This is a genomic window from Segatella asaccharophila (genome assembly GCF_054687055.1).
In genome coordinates this window covers 73,493-95,920 of sequence record NZ_BAACAN010000002.1, presented here as the reverse complement: position 1 = coordinate 95,920, position 22,428 = coordinate 73,493, and the positions used below count along the sequence as shown (strand labels likewise).

The window sequence follows — 22,428 nt, the reverse complement described above, 5'->3', positions numbered from 1 at the left end:
TCACGAGGGGATGATGTCACGGTGACTGCCCCCCCCGAAAGGACTGGTCACACACTATCCATTAAGAGGCAGGGGCCCGGTGATTCACCGGGCCCCTGCCTCTTAATGGTGGTATAGCTGATCTCCCACGATCCGTGAAGAACGGAACGGGAAAAGGGAAAGATCAGGAGAAATCATCAAACATTATATCCCCCTCGTCGACACCAAGGTCGTAGAGCAATTTCTGTACGGACTTGGTCATCGGTCCGGGCCCACATAAATAATACTCAATATCCTCAGGGGCCTCATGATTCTTCAAATAAGTATTATACATGACCTGATGCACAAAACCGGCAGTGTACTTCACGCCGGCAGCATCCGCCTTCGGGTCGGGACGATCCAGGGCCAGATGAAAATGGAAATTGGAATATTCCTTTTCCAGGTTCCAGAAATCTTCAAGGAAAAAGGCCTCGCTGAGTGAACGGGCACCATAGAAGAAATGCATCTCGCGGTTACGACAGTGCAGCGTCTTGGTCATATACATGATCTGTGCACGCAATGGTGCCATGCCGGCTCCTCCCCCGACCCAGATCATCTCTTTCTCAGAATGAATCCTCGGATGAAAATCCCCAAAAGGACCGCTCATCTTCACATGGTCTCCGGGGCGGAGAGCAAAAATGTAAGAGGACCCGATACCCGTGGGAACATCCTGAAAGCCCACCTGAGGACGTGGCTTGAACGGAGTAGAGGCTATACGGACCGTCAGCATGATGATGTCCCCCTCATCCGGATAGTTGGCCATGGAGTAGGCGCGGACCGTCGGCTCCGGATTATGCGCCTTGATCGACAGGATGTTGAATTTCTTCCATACCGGAAGATACTCGGGACCGATCGCCTCCTTGTCAAAATCCTTGTCATAGTCGATCGTTTCATACGCCGGGATATAGATCTGTATATATGAACCTGGCATAAAGTCGATATGCTGTCCCTTCGGAAGGGCTACCTTCAGCTCCTTGATAAAACTGCTGACATTCTGATTCGAGATCACTGTACAGTCGTATGACTTGACCCCGAGAATGCTCTGGGGAATGAGGATGGACAGGTTGCCCTTGACTTTCGTCTGGCACCCTAACCGCCAATGCTCCCTGACCTGCCTGCGGGTAAAATGAGGGATCTCTGATTCCAGGATCTCCCCTCCCCCTGCCAGGACCTGCACCTTGCACTGTCCGCAACTTGCCTTCCCGCCACATGCCGACGGCAGGAAGATTCCCTTCTGGTTCAGGGTGGACATCAGTGAATCTCCCTGCGCCACGGTCAGTGTCTTGTCCGAATTGATCGTTATGGTCACGTTGCCACTCGGTGAAAGATACTTCTTGGCTATCAGCAAGATCACAACCAATAAAAGAATCGCAATGAGAAATACGATGATGCTCACGCTAATAAACTGTCCCATGTATATCAAACTCCCCTTTTAAAATTTAAGTCCTGAAAAACACATCATGGCCATTGCCATAAGTCCCACGGTGATAAACGTGATGCCCAATCCCTGTAAAGGCTTAGGTACATCACAGTATTCCATCTTCTCCCGGATGGCACCCATGGACACGATAGAAAGCGTCCAGCCCAGTCCGCTGCCCAGGGCATAGACGATGCTGTCCCACACGCTTCCGATAAACTGCGGGTTAGCGGGATCCAGGTTGATGCGCTGCTGCATGAACAAGGATGCTCCCATAATGGCGCAGTTGACTGCGATCAACGGCAGGAAGATACCTAACGCAGAATACAGGGCAGGACTATAACGTTCCACAACCATCTCAACCAACTGGGTAATGCCCGCGATGATGGCAATGAACAAGATAAAACTCAGATAACTCAGGTCGACACCCTTCACCAGACAGTCAGGACCGAGGACATAAACCTGCAACAGGTAGTTGACAGGAACGGTAACCAGCAGCACGAAGGTCACCGCCAGTCCCAGCCCCAGTGAGGTCTTTACATTCTTGGATACGGCCAGAAAAGAGCACATGCCCAAGAAGTAGGCAAAGATCATGTTATCGACAAAGATCGATCTAAAGAATAAGCCAAACAGATGTTCCATAATTTTCTAAACTGTCATTTTTTATCTTCACTGTCAAAAAGAGCACGATGCACCCAGATGATACAGCCCAGAAGGATCAGGGCCATCGCCGGCATCGTCATCATCCCATTATTGAGATAGCCGTCACCGGAAGTACTGGGGGTGAGAATCTGGAAACCGAAAAGGGACCCGCGTCCCAGGAATTCCCGTACAGCACCCACAACGACTAATATCCAGGCATATCCCAGTCCATTGCCGAGTCCATCCAGAAAACTCGGCCAAGGACGGTTATGCATCGCAAACGCCTCTAACCGCCCCATCAGGATACAGTTGGTAATGATCAGTCCCACATATACCGAGAGCTGTACACTTACATCATAGGCAAAAGCCTTCAGCATCTGGCTCACCACCGTAACCAGGGCAGCCACGACCACCAACTGGACGATAATGCGGATACGGTTCGGGATGGATTTGCGTATCAATGAGATAATGACATTGGAAAAGGCCGTGATCACCGTGACGGCAAGGCCCATGACGATTGCCGGCTTCAACTGTGACGTGACGGCAAGAGAAGAGCAAATGCCCAGCACCTGTACCATAATGGGGTTATCCGCATTCAGCGGACGGGTGAAGGCCTGTGTGTTCTCCTTTGAAAACAAATTATTCATATCTATTCTCCTCTCCTTCTATTTCTGGATTAAAAATGCTTTGTATTTTCCCAAACCTTCATGCAGCATTGCGCTGACCCCCTTGGAAGTCAGGGTAGCACCGGTCACGGCATCACACTGGGTAGAAGGATCGGTAACATCGACTTTCTTCACCACGGACAGCGCTATATCACTGCTCCCCTGTTTGAAAATCTTCTTCTGACGGAACTGCTCCTGCCACTGGGCATTGTCCTTAATCTCGGCACCCAGTCCGGCCGTCTCACTCTCATGATCAAAGTAAGCCCCGAAAACGGTAGACTTGTCTGCATTGATAGCTATATAGCCCCAGATGGGTCCCCACAGCCCCATGCCGTAAACGGGGATCACATACTTCCGCTCCCCGTTGACCTGACAGACATAAAGAGCCAGCCTGCCCGCCTTGTAATCAGCACTGTTCAGTTTGAACCCTGCCTGATCGGCACCGGGAGAGCCGGGATTCACCACCTTACCCGCTTCATTGAGGATCTCATCAGTTTTCACGACCCGGTCATAGGTGGCTGCGGCCTGCTGGTCCGTGAGGTCCCGGATATTCAGGGCAGCCAGCACACACTTCTTCTGGTCCAGGGCTACGTTTGCATTCTGGCGCGGTGCAAGAGCCCTGAAGACAAACGCCAGCATAAAGGCTACCACGATGACCAGGATACTCGCATAAATAATGGTATAAGTATTCGAATTTGTATCCAGACTTTTTTTCTTTCTTTCTGACATCATCTTTCGTTTTTGGAGGTTACACGTTTCATCCTCTTGGAGATATTGTACTGTACGACACAGTGGTCAATCAACGGCGCAAACATATTCATCACAAGAATGGCCAGCATCATCCCCTCGGCATACCCCGGGTTCTTGACCCTGATCACTATCGCGAGGATACCGATGAGCAGTCCGTAGATATACTTGCCGGTTTCTGTCCGGGCAGAGGTGACAGGATCAGTAGCCATGAAGACGGCACCAAAGGCAAAACCACCCAGGCAAAGTTGCTCATACCATGGAATGGGCGTTGATCCGGTAGCACTGAAAAGAGCTGCCGTCACCCCGCCGCCGACAAACACACTCAGCATGGTCTTCCAACTGGCTATGCCGGTGACCAGGAGCATCAAGGCTCCCAGGGCAATGGCTATCACGCTCGTCTCACCAATAGAACCGGGGATAAGACCATTGAACATATCCCATAAACTGTAAGGAACGGTAACATTCTGGCTGATCTGTCCTAAAGGCGTAGCCGCAGTGATGCCGTCAGGCAGCGTAAAGCCCAGTCCGCAGATCTTGTCCGTGGCGATCCATACGCTGGCGCCGCTCATCTTCGAGGGATAAGAAAAGAACATGAAGGCACGGGCAACCAAAGCGACATTGAAGATGTTCATCCCCGTACCGCCGAAGATTTCCTTGGCAAAGATCACCGCAAAGGCGACTGCCACAGCCAGTATCCACAGAGGACAACTGACCGGGAGGATCATCGGAAGGAGAATGCCGGTGACCAGGTAGCCTTCCTGTATCTCCTCATGCTTCCACTGAGCCCACGCAAACTCTATCCCCAGACCTACAATATAACTGACCAGGATCTTCGGCAGTACCGCCAGGAAGCCATAACCGAACAGTGCCCAGAAACCCGGACGGGCCAGATGACCAAGATGGCTGGCTGCCAGCATATAATTCTGATAGCCTACATTATACATCCCAAACAACAAGGCAGGCATCAAAGCGATGACCACGAGGATCATGATCCGCTTGGAATCAATGGAGTCATGTATGTTCGTTCCACTGGACGAGGTCTTGTTCGGCACATACAGGAAAGCTTCAAATCCGTCGTAAACACTTTCAAAGGCGTGTAACTTTCCCCCCTCTTCAAAACAGGGTTTTACTCGATTAAGATACTTTTTGAGACTCATTGTTTTCAAGCATTTTCTTTACGTAATTGATTCAAACCGTCACGGACAATCTTCTGTAACGGCAACTTGGAACTGTCGACAAACTCTGCTAGGGCAAAATCCTCCGGACTGACTTCATAGATGCCCAACTGCTCCTGACGGTCAATATTCCCCGACAGGATGGCCTTGATCAGATAACCGCCGTAAATGTCCATGGGCAACACCCGGTCATATTCGCCACTCATAATCATGTGACGCTCACCACCCTTGATCCTGGCATCCAGGTCATAGGCCTTCTTGTGCCCGAACAGCCAGGAGAAATAACTATGGCTCACCGAAAACTGCCTCGTCCTGGGACGGATCCACCCCAGGAACTCATCTGCGGTATCCCCCTCGGGGATCACCGTCACCTCGCTGACATGAGCGCCCAGAAAATCTTCCGGACCGGCATGCTTTCCGGTAAGCGGGTTCCCGTTGATCACACGGACATGGTCAGAACTCTTCAGTCTGGATTTCAAGATCGTCCCCAGGGAAGTCCCTATGCGCACGTCCAGGTAAGAGGGATCTTTCACCTCACTTCCGGCTACGGCAATGGTCCTGGTCAGATCTACTTTTCCGGTCAGGAAAAGCCGTCCGAAAAAGATCACGGCAGAAGGATCCACCGTCCAGACCACCTCTCCCTTGTTGACCGGATCAAGATGGTTCACCTGAACACCTACATTCCCTGCAGGGCAGGGACCCTGGAAGACCGTCACCGTCACGTCCCTGGCAGAGACCAATGCCGGAGCCGTCTGACGGGCACCAATCCCCAAATGGGTAGGCGCCATCTTACTCAGCGCCGTCAGACCCGTCTGGAAAGCGTCCTCGTTCCCCTGCAACTCCATCTCGAAATCACAGGCCAAGGGCATATCCCGGAGCGCCGACACAAAAATGGCCTTAGGCTTTACGTCAGGGGTCGTGGAGACAGCATAAGGCAACTGGTTAATGAAGCCAAACAGGCCTGCATCCAGAAGCGATTCCTTCACCGCTTCACCTTCCAGACCGGAAATCTCTTTACGCCCAAAATCCCTGAACACCTGTTTTTCATCTGCCTTTACCTTTACACAAAGAACCTTTCGCCGCTCGCCTCTGACAATATCCGTCACCGTTCCGCTGACGGGAGAGGGAAATCTTACAGCCGGGAAAAATTTATTAACAAACAATGCGTCCCCTGCTTTAACTTGATCACCGGCATGGACGACTACCTTTGGTATAACACCCGTAAAATCATCAGGAACCACTCCGAATATTCCATCCTCTTGCGATAGTTTACTTCTTTTCTTCGTTGCCTTTCCCTTCAGATTAATATTCAAGCCTTTCCGCAACTTGATTACATTTACCATAACTACATTATTATTTGGCTCTGTTAAATATTCGAATAGTTAATTGCAAATATACACAGAATTTGCGTAAAATGTTATTTTTATAGCGATTTATTTTCAAAACACACTTTTTTTTGATAATTTTGCATCACATAATTATTAAGGTATTAGAAAGAAACTGAAGCGGCTCAAGCATATTATAAATACGGTTATCTGGACCATTATAGGACTCTATGTCATCCTGATCATCCTTCTCCATCTCCCTGCAGTCCAGGACCTTTTAGGAGCAAGGGTAGCTGATGCCATCGAAAAAAAGTTCGGTACTCAGGCGAGTGTAGGACGGGTGGATGTAGGATTCTTCAACCGTCTGATCATTGATGACGTATCCGTACTGGACCAGAAGGGTGACTCCATGTTCGCGGCTTCCAGGATGGCGGCGAAAGTAGATCTGTGGGCCCTCGCCAAGGGCAAAGTGATCATCTCCTCAGCACAGATTTTCGGACTGAAAGCTCTCCTTTATAAGCAGACCGCTGACGCCAGACCCAACTATCAGTTTGTCGTCGACTCCCTGGCTTCCCATCCCTCACAGAAGCACCCCCCCCTGGACCTCCGCCTGAACAGTCTGATTATCCGCCACGGAGACATCAAATATGACCAAAAGGATGTCGCTCCTTCCCCCACCTTCGATCTCCATCACCTCCACCTCACAGAGGTGAGCAGTCATATCATCCTCAATCATCTCACGGACCACAACATTGATTTAAACGTGAAGAAACTGGTCTTCCGGGAAGCCAGCGGGCTGGATCTGAAACAGTTGCGGTTCAAACTGACGGCTAATCGTCATGAGGCCATTCTGGACAACTTCAGGATGGATCTTCCGGGCACGTCACTGGCTCTCGGACCTATAAAGGTAACCTATTCGATGACCGGGAAGAAGATAGACATCCCCTCTGTGGAGTTTACGGGAAGTATCCTGCAGTCTGAAATAACACTCTCGGATTTCTCCTTCCTGATGCCACAGTTCCACAGGTTCATCAATCCTGTCTTCCTGAGCACCTCGTTCAGGGGCACTTCGTCCCGCCTTCAGATCAGCGGGCTGGCTCTCAAGGCGGCAACGGGGAGCATCAACCTGCAAGCCTCGGCGGTGCTAAGCTACTGGAACAACCAATACCACTGGCTGACTCATATCAGCCATCTGTTCCTGAGAAGAGACGGTATCCAGTTTCTCCTTGATAATTTAGGGACAAGATGGCATATCCCCTCATTGATCACCCGCCTGGGCACACTTGATTTCAGTGGGAGAATAGGGGGATATGACCAGAACATCGCCGCGATAGGTGCCCTTAAATGTGATGCCGGAGATGCGGTCCTGGCCTTAGGCAAGCACCAGAGGAACTTTACGGCCAGGATCAATGTCCGCAAAGCCGACTTAGGGCGCATTTTAAATGACCGCCATTTCGGGATCACGACGGCGGACCTGGATATAGACGGTCATCTCCCGTCGAGGGGAATTCCTGACCTCGTGGCCAAGGGTATCCTCTCCCGTTTCGACTATGACGGATACCCTTACCGGAATATCATCATCGACGGCAAACTGCTGCATTCCGACCTTTCCGGAACGGGAAAGATCAATGACCCTAATATCAGTATCGATCTGAAAGGCAATTATGCCATAAAACAACACAGGTATAATCTCCTGGCAAATATTCACCACCTCTCCCCTTTCATGCTCAGCAGATGGACAGGGATCAGAAAGAACTATACCTTCAGGAACATCCAGATTGAAGCCAAGAAACAGGGGCGGGATTCAAGACTGGACATTACGGCCCCGGAGGTGCAGGCCCATCTGAACGGCACCTATGACTATGCTACCCTCATGCAGAGCCTCAGACAACTGCTGGCAGACAAACTCCCGACCTTTCCTGGTCTGAAGAAAGAGACGGTGAAGAGCAATAATGACTTCACGGTCAGCATCAACCTTAAAGGAACGGAGATGATCCAGAAACTGTTCGGCATCCCTCTCCACCTGCATGCTCCGGCTCTCCTTACAGGAAGGGTAAGCAACTATGGGAAAACCGCTGACCTGGATGTCAGTCTGCCCGGATTCACGTATGACGGGGTGGCCTACCGCCAGGGATCCGTTCACCTCACCACCCCTGCTGACACCCTCAAGGCAGTAGCCAACTTATGTGCGGAAAACGGCAACTGCTTTGACGTCCGTGCCTCGGCGGCCCATAATCGTCTCTCCACAGCCTTCTCCTTTGACAACCACTCCCAGAAACTCCATATCCATGGACGCCTTCTCTCACGGACACAATTTTACAAGGACCTCGCCGGCCAGAACACAGCGCATATCGAGATCATGCCCAGCGACTTCATCGTCGGTGATTCGATATGGAAAGTCCAGTCAGGAGATATTTACTACCGAAAGAATCACCTCGATATAGGTCATTTCTCCGTAGGCCACCAGGACCAGCATCTCATCGTCGATGGCACGGCCACACCTTCTCCCGACGACTCCCTGCTCGTGGACATCAACGACATAGATGTCAGTTATATCCTCAACCTCATCAATTTCCATACCGTCGACTTCTCAGGAAAGGCTTCCGGAAAGATCAACCTCTCCGCCCTCTTCAGCAAACATCCCAGCATATCATCAGACCTGAATGTATCAAAATTCAGATTCCAGGGAGGTGAGATGGGCACTTTATACGCTCATGTCAATTATGACCAGGCTAAAGGACAAATAGACATCCATTCCATAGCCAAGGACGGGCCGGGAATAAACACCTTCATCAACGGTTATATCTCTCCCGAGCATAACCGCCTAAGCATTGACATTAAGGCAGAAAACACGAAATTAGAGTTTCTCAAGAGTCTCTGCGGTTCATTCATGAACCATATCGACGCATGGGGCAATGGAGAGTTGCTCGTAGCCGGCACCTTTGACAATATCAACCTGACAGGAGATCTCACCGGTCATGGCAAAGTCCACATCATCCCTACTGATGTAGACTACTCTTTCCAGCACCTGCGCATCCATGCCATCCCCGACGAGATACAGTTCCCCGACGATTCGCTGAATGATCGTGACGGGAACCAGGGGATCCTGTCCGGGGCTATCCATCACAAGCATCTGACAGATATGAGCTATGACCTTAACCTCCAAGGCCGGAAACTCCTTGCTTACGATACCCATGAGTTTGGCAGCAACACTTTTTACGGGACCCTGTATACCACCGGCAATTGCGGAATCCACGGAAAGAATGGAGAGGTCACCTTTGATGTGAACGTCAAACCGGAAAAGGGCTCCTTGCTGGTCTACAATGCCGCCAGCCCCGATGCGGTGGACAATGAATCCTTCATCCACTGGCAGGATGTCTCCAAAGATACCCTAAACATGAAATCCCTGGTTCATCGTCCTGACTTTTCCAATGGCACCCACCCGGATATTCCTACCGATCTCCATTTCAACTTTGTCATTAATGCAAACCAGGACCTGACTGTCAAACTGCTGCTGGACAATCAGTCACAGGATTATATTACCCTGAACGGGGACGGTCTGATCCGGGCAAATTATTTCAATAAAGGAAACTTCCAGATGTTCGGCAGCTATGTCGTCGATCACGGGATCTACAAACTCACCATCCAGAATATCATCAAAAAAGATTTCCAGTTTCAGCAGGGCGGTACAATTGCCTTCAATGGCGACCCTTACCGGTCAGCCTTGAACCTCCAGGCCCTCTATGTGGTCAATGGGGTAAGCCTCTCTGATTTGAATATCGGCAAGAGTTTCTCTTCCAACAATATCCGCGTCAACTGTCTGATGAATATTACCGGTACTCCGCAAGAGCCCAAGATCAGTTTTGCCCTTGACTTGCCGACCTTAAACAGTGAAGCGAAACAGATGGTCTATTCCCTTCTCAACAGCGAAGAGGATATGAACCAGCAGGTGCTTTACCTCCTGGCGGTAGGACGATTCTATAACGAAGGGAACAACAATGCCGCAGTGGAGAGCACGGAACAGCAAAAACAGACCTCACTGGCGATGCAGAGTCTCCTCAGCGGCACGATCAGCCAGCAGTTGAGCCAGGTCCTCTCTTCGGTAATCAATAATTCCAACTGGAATTTCGGAGCAAATATTTCTACCGGTAACGAGGGCTTTTACAATGCGGAATATGAAGGTCTCCTCAGTGGCAGGATGTTCAATAACCGCCTCCAGTTCAACGGCCAGTTCGGGTATCGGGACAAAGCGAATGCAACCACAAGTTTCATCGGGGATTTTGACATCCGGTATCTGTTAATTCCGAACGGGAACATTGCCCTCCGGATCTACAACCAGACCAACGACCGTTATTTCACACGCAACAGCCTGAACACGCAAGGGATCGGTTTTATCCTTAAGAAAGACTTCAACGGCATACGGGATCTGTTAGGCATCAGGAAAAAGAAGAAAAAGAAAGCCCTGCCCAAGAAGGATGGTGTCCCGCCCCTCATCGGCAGACCCTCCAGTGAATGAAGACGATATGCACCGGACCGTGTTCCCATCTGTCCACCGGCAGACAGCAGTCCTTCCGGCCTTTCATGATTTAAGTTCGCTGAGTTCCAGCCACCGCATGCTCTTGTTATCCAGTTCTTCCTTCAACTGAGGAAGTCTTTTGCTCTTTTCCGTCAAATCCTCCACGGAGAGTTGTCCGCTGCAGAGGTCCTTTTCCAATTGTTTCTGCTCCCCTTCCAACGCTTTGATCTCTACGGAGAGACTTTCAAACTCTCTTTGCTCCTTATAGGTCATCTTCGTGCTGGAGCGGTGATCATTCACCTTCGGTGCGGCCGGAGTTTCATGTTCCTCTTTTCCTTTCTTCTCTCTCTTCGCCTCCTGATCCTTTTCCGACTGAAGGGAGCTCCATTCCCGATACTGGGTATAATTCCCCGGAAAATCCTTGATGATACCATCGCCCTTAAAGACCAACAGATGGTCCACCACCTTATCCATAAAATACCGGTCATGGCTGATAATGATCACACACCCGGGAAAGTCCTGAAGATACTCCTCCAGGACCTGAAGGGTCTGAATATCCAGATCATTCGTAGGCTCGTCCAGTACCAGGAAATTCGGGTTCTTCATCAGGATGGAACAAAGATAGAGTTTACGCCTCTGCCCTCCCGAAAGTTTGTAAACATAATCGTGCTGCTCCTGGGGGGAGAACAGGAAATACTCCAGGAACTGTGCAGCTGTCAGATGACGGCCGCCTCCCAGATCAATATTGTCGGCAATGTCAGTGATCACGTCGATCACTTTCTGCTGGTCATCAAACTGCATACCTTCCTGCGCGAAATAGCCAAAACGCACGGTCTCGCCAATATCAAACCGTCCACTGTCAGGAGGGACAAGTCCTAACAGCATTTTGATGAAGGTCGACTTACCCGTCCCGTTATCGCCCACGATTCCCATCTTTTCAAACCGTGAGAAATTATAATAAAAATTCTTGAGGATCACCTTCGCCCCCCACGACTTCGAAACATACTGGCATTCGAAGATCTTGCTTCCTATATATACATGAGAAGCCTTCAGGCGCATCTGCCGGTCCTCAATCCTTTTCCTGGCGACCTGCTGCAAATCGAAGAAAGCCTCTTCACGATAACGGGCCTTATGCCCACGCGCCTGTGGCATGCGCCGCATCCAGTCGAGTTCTTTCCGGTACAAGTTCTTCGCATGCTGAATCTCTGCCCGTGTCTGGTCCATCCGCTCCTGGCGCTTTTCCAGATAATAACTGTAGTTGCCGCCATAGGTATAGAGTTGGTGGTCATCCAACTCGATGATGGAATTACAAACCCGGTCAAGGAAATAACGGTCATGAGTCACCATCAGCAAGGTTTTGTTCCCCTTTTCAAAGAAGTCCTCAAGCCAGACGATCATGTCCAGATCCAAATGGTTCGTAGGTTCATCCAGAAGGAAGAGGTCCGGTTCCATGATCAAGACATTAGCCAGTGCCACCCGCTTCTGCTGCCCGCCACTCAGTTGTCCTACCGGCTGCTGCATGTTATCAATCTTCAACTGACTGAGAATCTGCTTGGCCTTCAGCACCTTGGCAGGATCACCATGATGGTTGAAACAGGCATCCAGGACGGTCTCGTCAGGATCAAACTTAGGTGACTGTTCCAGATAGCCCACTTTGAGGTCACGGCGGAAGATCACCTGTCCGCTGTCTATTCCTTCCTCACCGGTAATCATGGACATCAGCGTAGACTTCCCCGTCCCGTTCTGGGCAATCAATCCTACTTTCTGGCCCTCGGCGATCGAAAAGGAAATATTTTCAAAAAGGAGTCTGGCCCCGAAACGTTTCGTCAGATTCTGTACATCAAGATAAGGTCTCTCTTTTGCCATACACTTGTTTATTTGCCGGCAAAGGTACTGGAAATAAAGGAGAACACAAAAAAACGTATCTAAAATTTGGCAGAGAAGATTATTTTATCTATATTTGCACTCGATTTCAACAGAACACAGTGTTTCCATTCGTGAAACGCTTTTTCAACAGAATTTTTATACATAAATGTTAATGTATAGTAAAGACGAGTTATTATCAAAAAATATCTCAGAACTTGAAGATATTGCCAAAAAAATTGGCGCCGATTATACGTCCGGAGATAGTCCGGAACAAATTACTTATGCGATCCTTGACCAACAGGCAGCTGTAGAGGGTGAAAAAAATCCCCTTGGCATAAGGCGCAGGCGTATCCATATCACCAAACATGACGATCGTGTCTATTCCGTAAAAGGAAAGGAAGGAGAAAATTTCGACGTGATGAAAAATAAGGGAAAAGGACCTGAGGACCAGGCTCTTTTCCAGGATGATCCGGAAACAGAAAAGCCAAAGTCGACGGATGATGTGAAAGCGGCGGCTGATTTCCTGGCAAATATTCCCAAACACAGAGGGCGCAAGAGTAAAGCGGAACTTAAGGCTATCGCTGACGCTAAAGCGGTGGTGAGCAAGACACAAGACCAGCCGGTGGAAGCGGTGGAGAAAGAAGAAGACACCCCTACTCCTGTCGGCACCGATCATACGGATAATCCCCCTAAAGAAAAAACGCCCCTCTCAGGCTCAAAAATAGAAAACGTGCTCAATAATGCGACGGCTGAATTGAAAAAGGAAGAACATCAGGATCACAATTCCAATATTATTCCGGAAGCTGCGTTCTCTTCTGCAGCACACCATAACAGTGAGGACAACCACCGAGATAACCAACTCATCGCTCAACTCCAGGCAAAAATGAACGCTCATAACGAAAATACAGAAAGTAAACCGAACAACCACGATGCCTCCAGTGAAGGGATATGGGATGGTGATCCGGGCAACGGAACGGATTTTATCACTGTCGTCGACCTTCCGATAGAAGATCAGGGTGCCGTACCCTCTTTCGACATGTTTGACCGCCCGACCACTCCACAGCCTCGCGCTTACCAGCCGGTAGCCCCCAGACAGGAGGCCGCCCCTGCGGTAACCTACGACTTTGCTGACCTGATCACCTCAACGGGTGTCCTAGAAGTGATGCCAGACGGTTATGGGTTCCTTCGTTCCAGTGATTATAATTATCTTTCTTCCCCTGATGACATCTACGTATCACAGAATTTCATCAGACGCTACGGCCTGAAGACCGGTGACGTGATCAATTGTCATGTAAGACCGCCGCACGATGGGGAGAAATACTTCCCTCTGACCTCCATTGACGAGATCAACGGCCGGCAGCCTAGTGAAATCAGGGACAGGATACCTTTCGAGCACCTTACCCCTTTGTTCCCGGAGGAGAAGTTTAACCTTTGCGGCGACAAGGCCACAACGGATCTCAGCACCCGTGTAGTAGACCTCTTCTCTCCTATCGGAAAGGGCCAGCGTGCCCTGATCGTGGCCCAGCCGAAAACCGGTAAGACCATCCTGATGAAGAATATCGCCAACGCCATTGCAGCAAACCATCCGGAAGCTTACCTGATGATGCTGCTGATCGACGAGCGCCCGGAGGAGGTGACGGACATGGCTCGTACCGTCAATGCAGAAGTCATCGCCTCCACCTTCGATGAACCGGCAGAACGGCATGTCAAGATTGCGGGCATCGTACTTGAAAAGGCAAAGCGGATGGTAGAATGCGGACATGACGTGGTCATCTTCCTTGACTCGATCACGCGTCTCGCCCGTGCTTATAATACGGTGGCTCCGGCATCAGGAAAGGTCCTCACCGGCGGTGTAGACGCTAACGCCCTGCAAAAGCCGAAGAGATTCTTCGGGGCAGCCCGTAATATCGAAGGCGGAGGGTCTCTGACCATCATCGCCACGGCCCTGATCGATACGGGCAGTAAGATGGACGAGGTCATCTTTGAGGAATTCAAGGGTACAGGTAATATGGAACTGCAACTTGACCGTTCTCTGTCCAACAAACGTATATTCCCTGCTGTTAATCTTGTGGCTTCCAGCACGCGCCGGGATGATCTGCTGCAGGACAAGACGACCCTTGACCGCATGTGGATTCTCCGCAAATATATCAGTGACATGAATCCCATTGAGGCCATGAACACGATCCGTGACCGGATGATTCATACGCATGACAATGAGGAGTTCCTGCTGTCAATGAACTCATGAGGAATTTGACAGCCTGAGCATTCAGGTCAAAGGCATCATCCTGCACGGCCACCGCTCACACGCACAGATCGCACATCAGTTTAATATCGGTCTCCGTGAAACCATGGTCTTTCAGGAATTGATGATCCTCTTCCATCTGCTTTTCCAATTCCTTGTTCCGGTCAATGGAAGAATTGAAATGGGCGGCTGCCATAAAAGTCCGGAACAGGCCGACCGCCGCATCTATCTGGTGCTGCATCCATTTACAATAACCTGCATTCAGGTAATCATCCGGATCGGGTGATTTCATCTCAAGCAATTTATGATATTCTTTATCCGCCTGCTCTACCTTCCCCTGACAGAGAAGGGCCCAGGCCAGCACCCGGTGGACATTATGGTTCCCGGGATATTCCAGATCGAGTTTGTACAGTTCATTGATCGCCTCATCATATTTCCCATTGCTGATCCATGCTATACACAGATTGATCTGATAGATATGCTTGTCCGGATAAACGGCAACCAATTTGCGATAAACATTCTCAGCCTCACCCATCCTGTTGGCCATCAGGCAGGACTTGGCCATTCCTTTCAAGGCAGACAGGTCCTCAGAATTCATGCTGAGTGCTTTTGCAAAATAGTCGCCGGCCTGGGGATAATTGCCCAGGCGCAAAGCATTGTATCCCCTGACCACAAGGTAAGGCTCCATAGTCCCCTCACTGCTGGAAGCATACGCATCGAGAAGAGTATGCTCCACGGAAGGATACCCCTGTTTGGAAAGGAAACGGGCCAGACTGAGGACATATTTCTTCAGAGGGGTCTTCAGGAAAAACGGGGTGATGAAGAAGAATCCAGGTCCACCGTCAACGGGATTGAAGTTCTCGAATGGATTCTTGAAATCTTTCTTATAAGGGTAAAGCCGGAAAAAGCGGTAAAGGTCCTGCAGGAAACTCCGCCGGATGAATGTCTTGCTCGCTCTGTTGATATTTGAGGCTACGGGTCCCATCACGGCCTCACCAGAATTCAGCATCTCCTTTACATTGCTGGGGATCTTGTCAATGACCGTCCCCATGGCAAAGGCAAAACTATACTTGTCACTGTCACAGAACGGGCCTTCATCAAAGAGGACCTGCAGGAACTTGTTCTCCCCGAGTTTTTTCCGAATAGGTTCCAGGGCAGGGTGTCCCAGATAGAAAGGGACAAACCAGTTGCTGAGGGTATAGAAAAAGGGGAAACGCTTCATCTGCGAGAAGCCGCCGAAATAGATGTCCGAACCTTGCTTCTCCATATCCGAGATCTGCTGGATGCTCTTTTCCACATCCTCGGCCGTCTTGTCGTCATCTTCAGGATGGAGGACATCATCCATAGGGTCATCCTCCTTTTCGGTTATTCCGAAACGCGTAATATTCAGATGGTTCCCTTTCATCAGGTTCGGCATGATGTCATCCTGGATCTTCTGTATATCGCGGTCCGTGCTGATGCAATAAAAATATTGTTCCTGAAGTTCCAGCAACTCGCGGCACACTTCTTCGTCACTGGTCAGTTCATCCACCAGTTCCTGCTGCCGGGGGAACAAGACAGAAGTGCCGTTCATTGCCAGCACCCAGCCGACAAGTGCCTTCTGGCGCAAACGCTCATCCCTGGCACCCTTCAATATCCGGGCAAGGGTCTCAAGTTTGCGAATATCAAAAATATTCACACAAGCCAGGATAATGGCACTCACGAGGAGTTGTGCATCAATGAGGTCTATAGTAGGCGACAAGATGAGTTGGATATAAAAGTCCATATCCCCTTCATGCCACTGTTCACTGACCAGGATGGCATCAAAGAGCAGGCTCATCTGATGATAATGCTTGTTTTGGATTTCCTGTGTTTTCTCATGCCTTGTATTCTCAGGATCAAGGCTGATCATCGCCATTTCGGACACATAACTTTCGAGAGCGGTACGGATAGAATCCTGGGAGAAATGGATATGGCTGACATGCTGGTAAGCCTCCCGGTAAGTCACCAGGGTGTTGATCTTCTCATGTAGTCCCACATCCTGGACCAGCACGAAGAGGCGGTCCAGGAGTTCCCCATAGATTTTCTCCTGCTGCGGATCATGGTATCCTTTGTGCACATAGTCCAGCATCAAGGCATAGTCGTCCTTAATCTCGTCCAGTCTCCTGCCCATGAGTGCGTCTGGATGATCAGAGAGATACTTTTCAAATTTTCTGATTGACCTGCCGAGGTTCCGGTCACGTCCGATTTCATTGTTTAATATTTCGTTCAATGTTGAATGATCCATTTTCTGGCCCTTTCTATATCCTGCCGTCTAGGAGAGTGAGCAGGTGTAAATACCAAAGAGGGTAAGGCCTTGACGGTCTGAGGGTCACTGCCGCAATATTTGCGGATCAGAGGACCGTAAAACTGGAGGCCATGCCTGTGAATACTATCGACCGCCTGATTGTAAGCCTTGAGGAACAGGCGCATCTGCCGCCTCCGCCCTGCCAGGTCAGCCTTCCGGAAAGCAAACACGCCCAGATGCATATCCAGATCACGGCTGTCCAGCAACACCGGACTGCCCATCAACCGGGCTTTGGTGGCCTGAGGCTCCGTGAGGAACATGGCATCCATCTCATTGTTCTCCAGCATCTCCAACCGTATTTTCACATCGTTGATCTGTACGCGGTATACATTATATTTAGGATGCCCTCTTCTGATAGCTATGCCCGTCAGCAGATCGGTAGCAGAAAAACGGGTGTCCGCTATCATCTTGTCACTTAACTGATGCAGTTCGCGAATACGGGCCAGCCGGTTAGTCACCAGTTGCCAATAGGTATTCGTGGCAATAGGATAAGTCAGGGCGACGCCACGGCTCTGCAGTCGTTCTGCCCTGACCAGGTCAGTGACCGAACCCTGCACGCTGCCCTTTGTCAGCGCCGTATCGCAGTCCATCTGGGCGGTAAAACTTTTAAGGTGCACCCGTACGCTATCCTTTTCAAACAGACTGTCCTCATAGGCTATATAGACCGGCAGGCAGTCGAGGGTGGGCATCACCCCCACTTTAAAGGCAATCTGGTCAAGACTGTCCAGTCGTTCCTTCTCAGCTCTTGACAACCGTCGGTTCTCTTCGTATGAATTACCGCAGGACACCAGCACAAAGAGTATTCCAATCGCCAAAACTGGCATTATTCTTTTCATTACCTGCAAAAATACGTATTTATTTTGGTTCTGTCAAATTTATTCGTAAAATTTAAAACCCGGATGAAAGACCTGCCGGAGGGGCACCGTCAGACTACTCCAGTAAATGCGCACAGACCCTCTCCAGCCTCTGGGAAAGATGTCCAGCCGGGAGCAAATCAGGTGGATTCTATCCAGGACATGACGGCTAATACAGAAAATGTTTGTAACTTTGTGATCTTGAAAGGAACCGATATGGCAAAAGACAAAATCGCTTACGTATGCAGCAATTGTGGTCAAGAATCCGCCAAGTGGATGGGACGATGTCCGAATTGCGGGGAATGGAACACGTTTAAACAGATCAGGATTCCCGCGGGTACGGGAGATGCCGGCTCCGACGGCACCTCTTCTTTTTATGACGGCCTGCCCTCCGGCACCGGGAAACCGGTCGCCTTACGGGACATCTCGGCACAGGACGAGCCCCGGATTGACATGCACGATGCAGAGTTGAACAGGGTCCTGGGCGGAGGCATGGTGCCGGGGAGCATCACCCTCCTGGGTGGTGAACCGGGCATAGGAAAGAGCACGCTCACCCTGCAGACTATCCTCCGTATGCCGGAATATCAAACGCTCTATGTCAGCGGAGAGGAGAGCGCCCACCAGATCAAACTGAGGGCCGACCGGCTGACGGCTGACCTGAAAGGGCCTGAAAGGGACTCTGCCGGCGCTCATATCTCCATCCTCTGCGAGACTTCCCTGGAGAAGGTGTTGGAATATGTCAAGGCCTGCCGGCCGGGACTGATCGTCATCGACTCCATTCAGACCATGTCTACGGAGAAGATCGGAAGCAGTCCCGGCAGTATCTCCCAGGTCAAGGAGTGTGCGTCCATCCTTTTCCGCCTGGCCAAGACCAGTGGCATACCAGTCATCCTCATCGGGCACATCAACAAGGAAGGGACACTGGCAGGGCCGAAGATCCTGGAGCATATCGTGGACACCGTCATCCAGTTTGAGGGGGATGCCCATTATATCTACCGTATTCTGAGAAGCACGAAGAACCGGTTTGGAAGCACGTCTGAGCTGGGGATCTACGAGATGGAGCAGAATGGTCTCAAGCCCGTGAGCAATCCCTCCGAACTGCTGCTCACGGAAGATCATGACGGCCTTTCCGGCGTGGCCATCTCTGCGGCCATCGAGGGGGTGAGGCCCTTTCTGGTAGAGACACAGGCATTGGTCTCCAGCGCAGCTTATGGTACTCCCCAGCGCAGCGCCACCGGCTTTGACCAGAGACGGCTGAACATGCTGCTGGCTGTCCTGGAGAAACGGGTGGGATTCAAACTGATGCAGAAAGATGTATTCCTGAATATTGCGGGAGGACTGCATGTGACGGATCTCGCCATCGACCTGAGCGTCATTGCAGCTGTCCTGTCCAGTAATCTCGACATAGCCATAGAGACGGGATGGTGCATGGCCGGAGAGGTGGGACTCAGCGGGGAGGTCAGGCCGGTAAGCCGTATAGACCAGCGGGTGGCTGAAGCCGAAAAACTGGGGTTCAGTCATATCATCATCCCCAGGAATAATCAGAAAGGACTGCATGCCGAAAGATACAAGATTGCGATTGTTCCGGTCAGAAAGGTGGAACAGGCTCTCAAGGCGCTCTTCGGTTGAAGAGGAACGACAGGACGGGTTGTCCCCGCCTGCCCTTTCATCCCATCGTAGAGAAGAAGGGGGAACCCAGTTCGGCCATCAGGATTTGCACATACTTACGATCCCAGTCAGAAAGGTGCAGTCTCCGGGCACCATACTGTAAGAGGTCTATATCCATCTTCACCTCTTCCCGGAGTTTCCCTTCCGGCGTCCGACCGCATCGTTTTTCTATTCCTTTAAGGGAAAACTGAAGTTCAGGAAGGGACAATGACGTGCAGGCTCCCGCCAGACCGTTCAGGAATTTCTGCCTGCCGAAGTTGACTGGGTCAGTCCATAAGGTTCGCGTAAAACGGATATTACCCTCCAGCAGCCGTTCCAAATGGACTCGCGCCTGAGCCATCCGTGACTCTGCCTCCGTGTTGGAGCCTAAAGCAAGTATTATGGGAATCAATGGTTATCTTCTTTTGTAAGTTCATGCAAATATAGTAATTTTTTTACCTGAGAAACCTGTATATGTGATATTTTTATTAATTTTGCAATGAAAACCAGCTGTGTCGACATGAAGAAAATACTTTCATTACTGCTTATACTGGTCCTCGCTCTTCCGGCGAGGGCACAACTAAGATGGAACTCACAATATCAGACTTACATTAACCAATACAAAGACCTGGCCATCGAGGAAATGCTGCGTTACCATGTCCCTGCAAGTATCACTTTAGCCCAAGGAGTGCTCGAGAGCCGTGCGGGCCTCAGCGAACTGGTCACGCAAGGCAATAATCACTTCGGCATCAAATGTCACAACTGGAACGGGCCGACCCAATATCATGATGATGATGCCAGAGGGGAATGCTTCCGGGTGTACTCTGACGCACGGGAAAGCTATGAGGATCATTCCAGGTTCCTCCGCGACCAGCCGAGGTACGCCTGCCTCTTCAAACTCGACGTCACTGATTACCAGGACTGGGCTTACGGACTGAAAAACTGCGGATATGCGACCAATCCGAATTATGCAAATATGCTGATCCAGATCATCGATCTCTACCATCTTAATCAGTATGACCATGACCACCACTATGACCATTTCATGGCACAGCATAGTGGAAAAGACCAACTGGTCAAATATGCCCTGCACCCTATCCGTATTTTCAACGACAATTACTACTTGCTGGCCAGAGAGGGTGACACCTTCAAGGGAATCGGCCGGGAAGTCGGAATATCATGGAAGAAACTGGCCCGTTACAACGAGCGCGACAAGAACGACATCCTGCAAAAGGGAGATATTGTGTTTCTGAAGAAGAAACGAGGAAAAGCTCCGAAAGCGTTCAAGAACCGTCCGCATATCGTCAAACCGGGCGAGAGTATGTACAGCATCTCACAGGAATATGGCATCCGGCTGAAGAACCTCTATGAGATGAATCATCTTTCTCCGACGTTCCAGATCTATGCGGGTGCTGTGCTGAAAGTAAGATAAATCGGTTTCTGCTAAACGAAGAGACATGAACATAAAAAATACTTTCCTGTTAGTCCTTTTCTCGCTGATGGCACTGTCCATGAAAGCGCAGAAATTCAGTGACTATTTTGAAAACCGTACCCTGAGGATCGACTATATCTTTTCTGGTAACCGGCAGCACCAGGACATCGCCGTCGACGAACTCCTGTCTATACCGGGATGGTATGGGAAGCGGCAACGGCTGGCTGAAGTGCCTGTGGAAGGAAACGGACAGTTGATCGCCCGGTCACGCCGGACCGGTAAGGTGATCTATCGCAACTCCTTCTCTACCCTGTTCCAGGAATGGCTGTCCTACGACATGTCCAAGACAAGAACCAGGAGTTTCGAGAATGTGTTCCTAATGCCCTTCCCGAAGGATACCGTGGAGGTGACCCTCCAGTTGATGAACAACCGCCGGCAGGTCATGACATCAATGACGACTACCATAGACCCCAAGGATGTGCTGATCCGGCACATCGGGGAGAAAGACATTACCCCTTATATCACTCTCCAGAAAGCCGATGACACAACCCGCTGTATCCATATTGCCTATATTGCCGAGGGGTACCGGCCTGAAGAAATGCCGGTCTTCCTCGCAGATGCCAGGACGGCCATGGAAGCTCTTTTCGAGCATGAACCTTTCAAGAGCCTCCGTGGCCGGTTCAATATCATCGCCGTGGAAGCACCATCCAGAGAGAGCGGTACGAGCGAACCGGACAAGGGGATATGGAAGGATACAGCCCTGCATTCCCATTTCGACACCTTCTACAGTGACCGCTACCTTACCACCCTGCACCTGAAGGATCTGCATAACTGGCTGGCAGGAACGCCATACGAGCATATCATCATCCTGGTCAACACGGAGAAATACGGCGGAGGTGGAATCCTCAATTCCTACAACCTGAGCATGACGCATAACAAATGGTTCAAATCGGTTGTCGTACATGAATTCGGACATTCCTTTGCCGGACTTGCCGATGAATATGCTTACCCGGAGGAACAGATCCCCATGTATCCCCATGATGTGGAACCCTGGGAACCGAATATTACTACGAAAGTCAATTTCCACGGGAAATGGGAAAACCTGATCGGGAAAAAAGATCCCAGGATCGGTTTCTATGAAGGGGCCGGATATTCGCTCAAAGGGGTGTACAGGGGGTATCCTGACTGCAGGATGCGTACCAATACGTTCCCGGAATTCTGCCCGGTATGCCAGCAGGCTATCCGCCGGCTCATCGATTTCTATACCGGCCAGGATACCGTTCCCCAGGCCAAGACCTTCTCCCGGATAAATAAAAGAACAGATAAAAAAACACATCAAAAATTTGGCGGAGTGAAATAATTATCCTACCTTTGCAAATGCTTTTGAAGGCAGGTCAATGATTGAGGCTTTGAAAGCAAACGGGGTGTAGCGCAGCCCGGTAGCGCTCCTGGTTTGGGACCAGGTGGTCGCAGGTTCGAATCCTGTCGCCCCGACTGCTTTTGAAAGAGAGATAACTTCTTACTGAGTTATCTCTCTTTTCGTCACTTAGAGA

General features: G+C 50.4%; 15 protein-coding genes and 1 tRNA gene. 6 read left to right on the top strand and 10 right to left on the bottom strand.

All coding sequences use genetic code 11. The annotated features are described in order from the left end of the window. Positions 1–163: 163 nt before the first annotated feature. The 6 genes from nqrF to ACYRYG_RS01700 are packed head-to-tail and all read right to left on the bottom strand — an operon-like array spanning position 164 to position 6,010. Positions 164–1,432 (bottom strand): NADH:ubiquinone reductase (Na(+)-transporting) subunit F, encoded by a 1,269-nt coding sequence (nqrF, locus tag ACYRYG_RS01725; protein ID WP_293416583.1) that lies wholly within the window; start codon positions 1,430–1,432, stop codon positions 164–166. 18 nt (positions 1,433–1,450) lie between these two features. Continuing rightward, on the bottom strand, positions 1,451–2,077 hold the full coding sequence (gene nqrE / locus ACYRYG_RS01720; RefSeq protein WP_293416585.1) for an NADH:ubiquinone reductase (Na(+)-transporting) subunit E: 627 nt from the start codon (positions 2,075–2,077) through the stop codon (positions 1,451–1,453). 14 nt (positions 2,078–2,091) lie between these two features. After that, on the bottom strand, positions 2,092–2,724 hold the full coding sequence (locus ACYRYG_RS01715) for an NADH:ubiquinone reductase (Na(+)-transporting) subunit D (protein ID WP_293416587.1): 633 nt from the start codon (positions 2,722–2,724) through the stop codon (positions 2,092–2,094). 18 nt (positions 2,725–2,742) lie between these two features. Further along, the gene (nqrC, locus tag ACYRYG_RS01710; RefSeq protein ID WP_293416633.1) at positions 2,743–3,471 is read right to left on the bottom strand and encodes an NADH:ubiquinone reductase (Na(+)-transporting) subunit C; all 729 of its coding nucleotides are present in this window, start codon (positions 3,469–3,471) and stop codon (positions 2,743–2,745) included. After that, on the bottom strand, positions 3,471–4,649 hold the full coding sequence (locus ACYRYG_RS01705; RefSeq protein WP_293422432.1) for an NADH:ubiquinone reductase (Na(+)-transporting) subunit B: 1,179 nt from the start codon (positions 4,647–4,649) through the stop codon (positions 3,471–3,473). The genes nqrC and ACYRYG_RS01705 overlap by 1 nt, the downstream gene beginning before the upstream one ends. Before the next feature lie 5 nt (positions 4,650–4,654). Beyond that, positions 4,655–6,010 (bottom strand): Na(+)-translocating NADH-quinone reductase subunit A, encoded by a 1,356-nt coding sequence (locus tag ACYRYG_RS01700; RefSeq protein WP_460197430.1) that lies wholly within the window; start codon positions 6,008–6,010, stop codon positions 4,655–4,657. A 322-nt stretch (positions 6,011–6,332) separates the two neighbouring features. On the opposite strand from ACYRYG_RS01700, the gene ACYRYG_RS01695 reads away from it, so the two are divergent. Next, positions 6,333–10,508: a translocation/assembly module TamB domain-containing protein gene (locus ACYRYG_RS01695; protein ID WP_460197429.1), complete on the top strand. Its 4,176-nt coding sequence runs from the start codon at positions 6,333–6,335 to the stop codon at positions 10,506–10,508. 63 nt (positions 10,509–10,571) lie between these two features. Here ACYRYG_RS01695 and ACYRYG_RS01690 read toward each other — a convergent pair whose 3' ends face one another. Beyond that, positions 10,572–12,374: an ABC-F family ATP-binding cassette domain-containing protein gene (locus ACYRYG_RS01690; RefSeq protein WP_460197428.1), complete on the bottom strand. Its 1,803-nt coding sequence runs from the start codon at positions 12,372–12,374 to the stop codon at positions 10,572–10,574. A 172-nt stretch (positions 12,375–12,546) separates the two neighbouring features. Between ACYRYG_RS01690 and rho the strand changes: the two genes are divergently transcribed. Continuing rightward, positions 12,547–14,619, top strand: coding sequence for a transcription termination factor Rho (rho, locus tag ACYRYG_RS01685; RefSeq protein WP_293416597.1), 2,073 nt, complete (start codon positions 12,547–12,549; stop codon positions 14,617–14,619). Positions 14,620–14,674: 55 nt separating this feature from the next. Here the strand turns inward: rho and ACYRYG_RS01680 are convergent, their stop codons facing one another. Together ACYRYG_RS01680 and ACYRYG_RS01675 are read right to left on the bottom strand one after the other, a co-directional pair. Next, positions 14,675–16,882, bottom strand: a complete 2,208-nt coding sequence (locus ACYRYG_RS01680; RefSeq protein ID WP_460197427.1) for a tetratricopeptide repeat protein — start codon at positions 16,880–16,882, stop codon at positions 14,675–14,677. Then, positions 16,864–17,778, bottom strand: coding sequence for a substrate-binding domain-containing protein (locus ACYRYG_RS01675; protein ID WP_293416601.1), 915 nt, complete (start codon positions 17,776–17,778; stop codon positions 16,864–16,866). Before ACYRYG_RS01675 ends, ACYRYG_RS01680 begins: the two co-directional genes overlap by 19 nt. A gap of 234 nt (positions 17,779–18,012) precedes the next feature. On the opposite strand from ACYRYG_RS01675, the gene radA reads away from it, so the two are divergent. After that, positions 18,013–19,425: a DNA repair protein RadA gene (gene radA / locus ACYRYG_RS01670; protein ID WP_293424768.1), complete on the top strand. Its 1,413-nt coding sequence runs from the start codon at positions 18,013–18,015 to the stop codon at positions 19,423–19,425. 37 nt (positions 19,426–19,462) lie between these two features. Here radA and ACYRYG_RS01665 read toward each other — a convergent pair whose 3' ends face one another. Beyond that, positions 19,463–19,855 (bottom strand): 2-amino-4-hydroxy-6-hydroxymethyldihydropteridine diphosphokinase, encoded by a 393-nt coding sequence (locus ACYRYG_RS01665; RefSeq protein ID WP_293416603.1) that lies wholly within the window; start codon positions 19,853–19,855, stop codon positions 19,463–19,465. Between the two features lie 108 nt (positions 19,856–19,963). Here ACYRYG_RS01665 and ACYRYG_RS01660 point away from each other — a divergent pair, with 108 nt between their 5' ends. From ACYRYG_RS01660 to ACYRYG_RS01650, 3 genes are all read left to right on the top strand, one after another. Beyond that, positions 19,964–20,875: a glucosaminidase domain-containing protein gene (locus ACYRYG_RS01660; protein WP_293416605.1), complete on the top strand. Its 912-nt coding sequence runs from the start codon at positions 19,964–19,966 to the stop codon at positions 20,873–20,875. A gap of 25 nt (positions 20,876–20,900) precedes the next feature. Next, a complete protein-coding gene (locus ACYRYG_RS01655; RefSeq protein WP_460197425.1) occupies positions 20,901–22,235 on the top strand; it encodes a M64 family metallopeptidase in 1,335 nt (444 codons plus the stop codon). Between the two features lie 60 nt (positions 22,236–22,295). Beyond that, positions 22,296–22,369, top strand: a tRNA-Pro gene (locus tag ACYRYG_RS01650). The last annotated feature ends 59 nt before the right edge of the window (positions 22,370–22,428 follow it).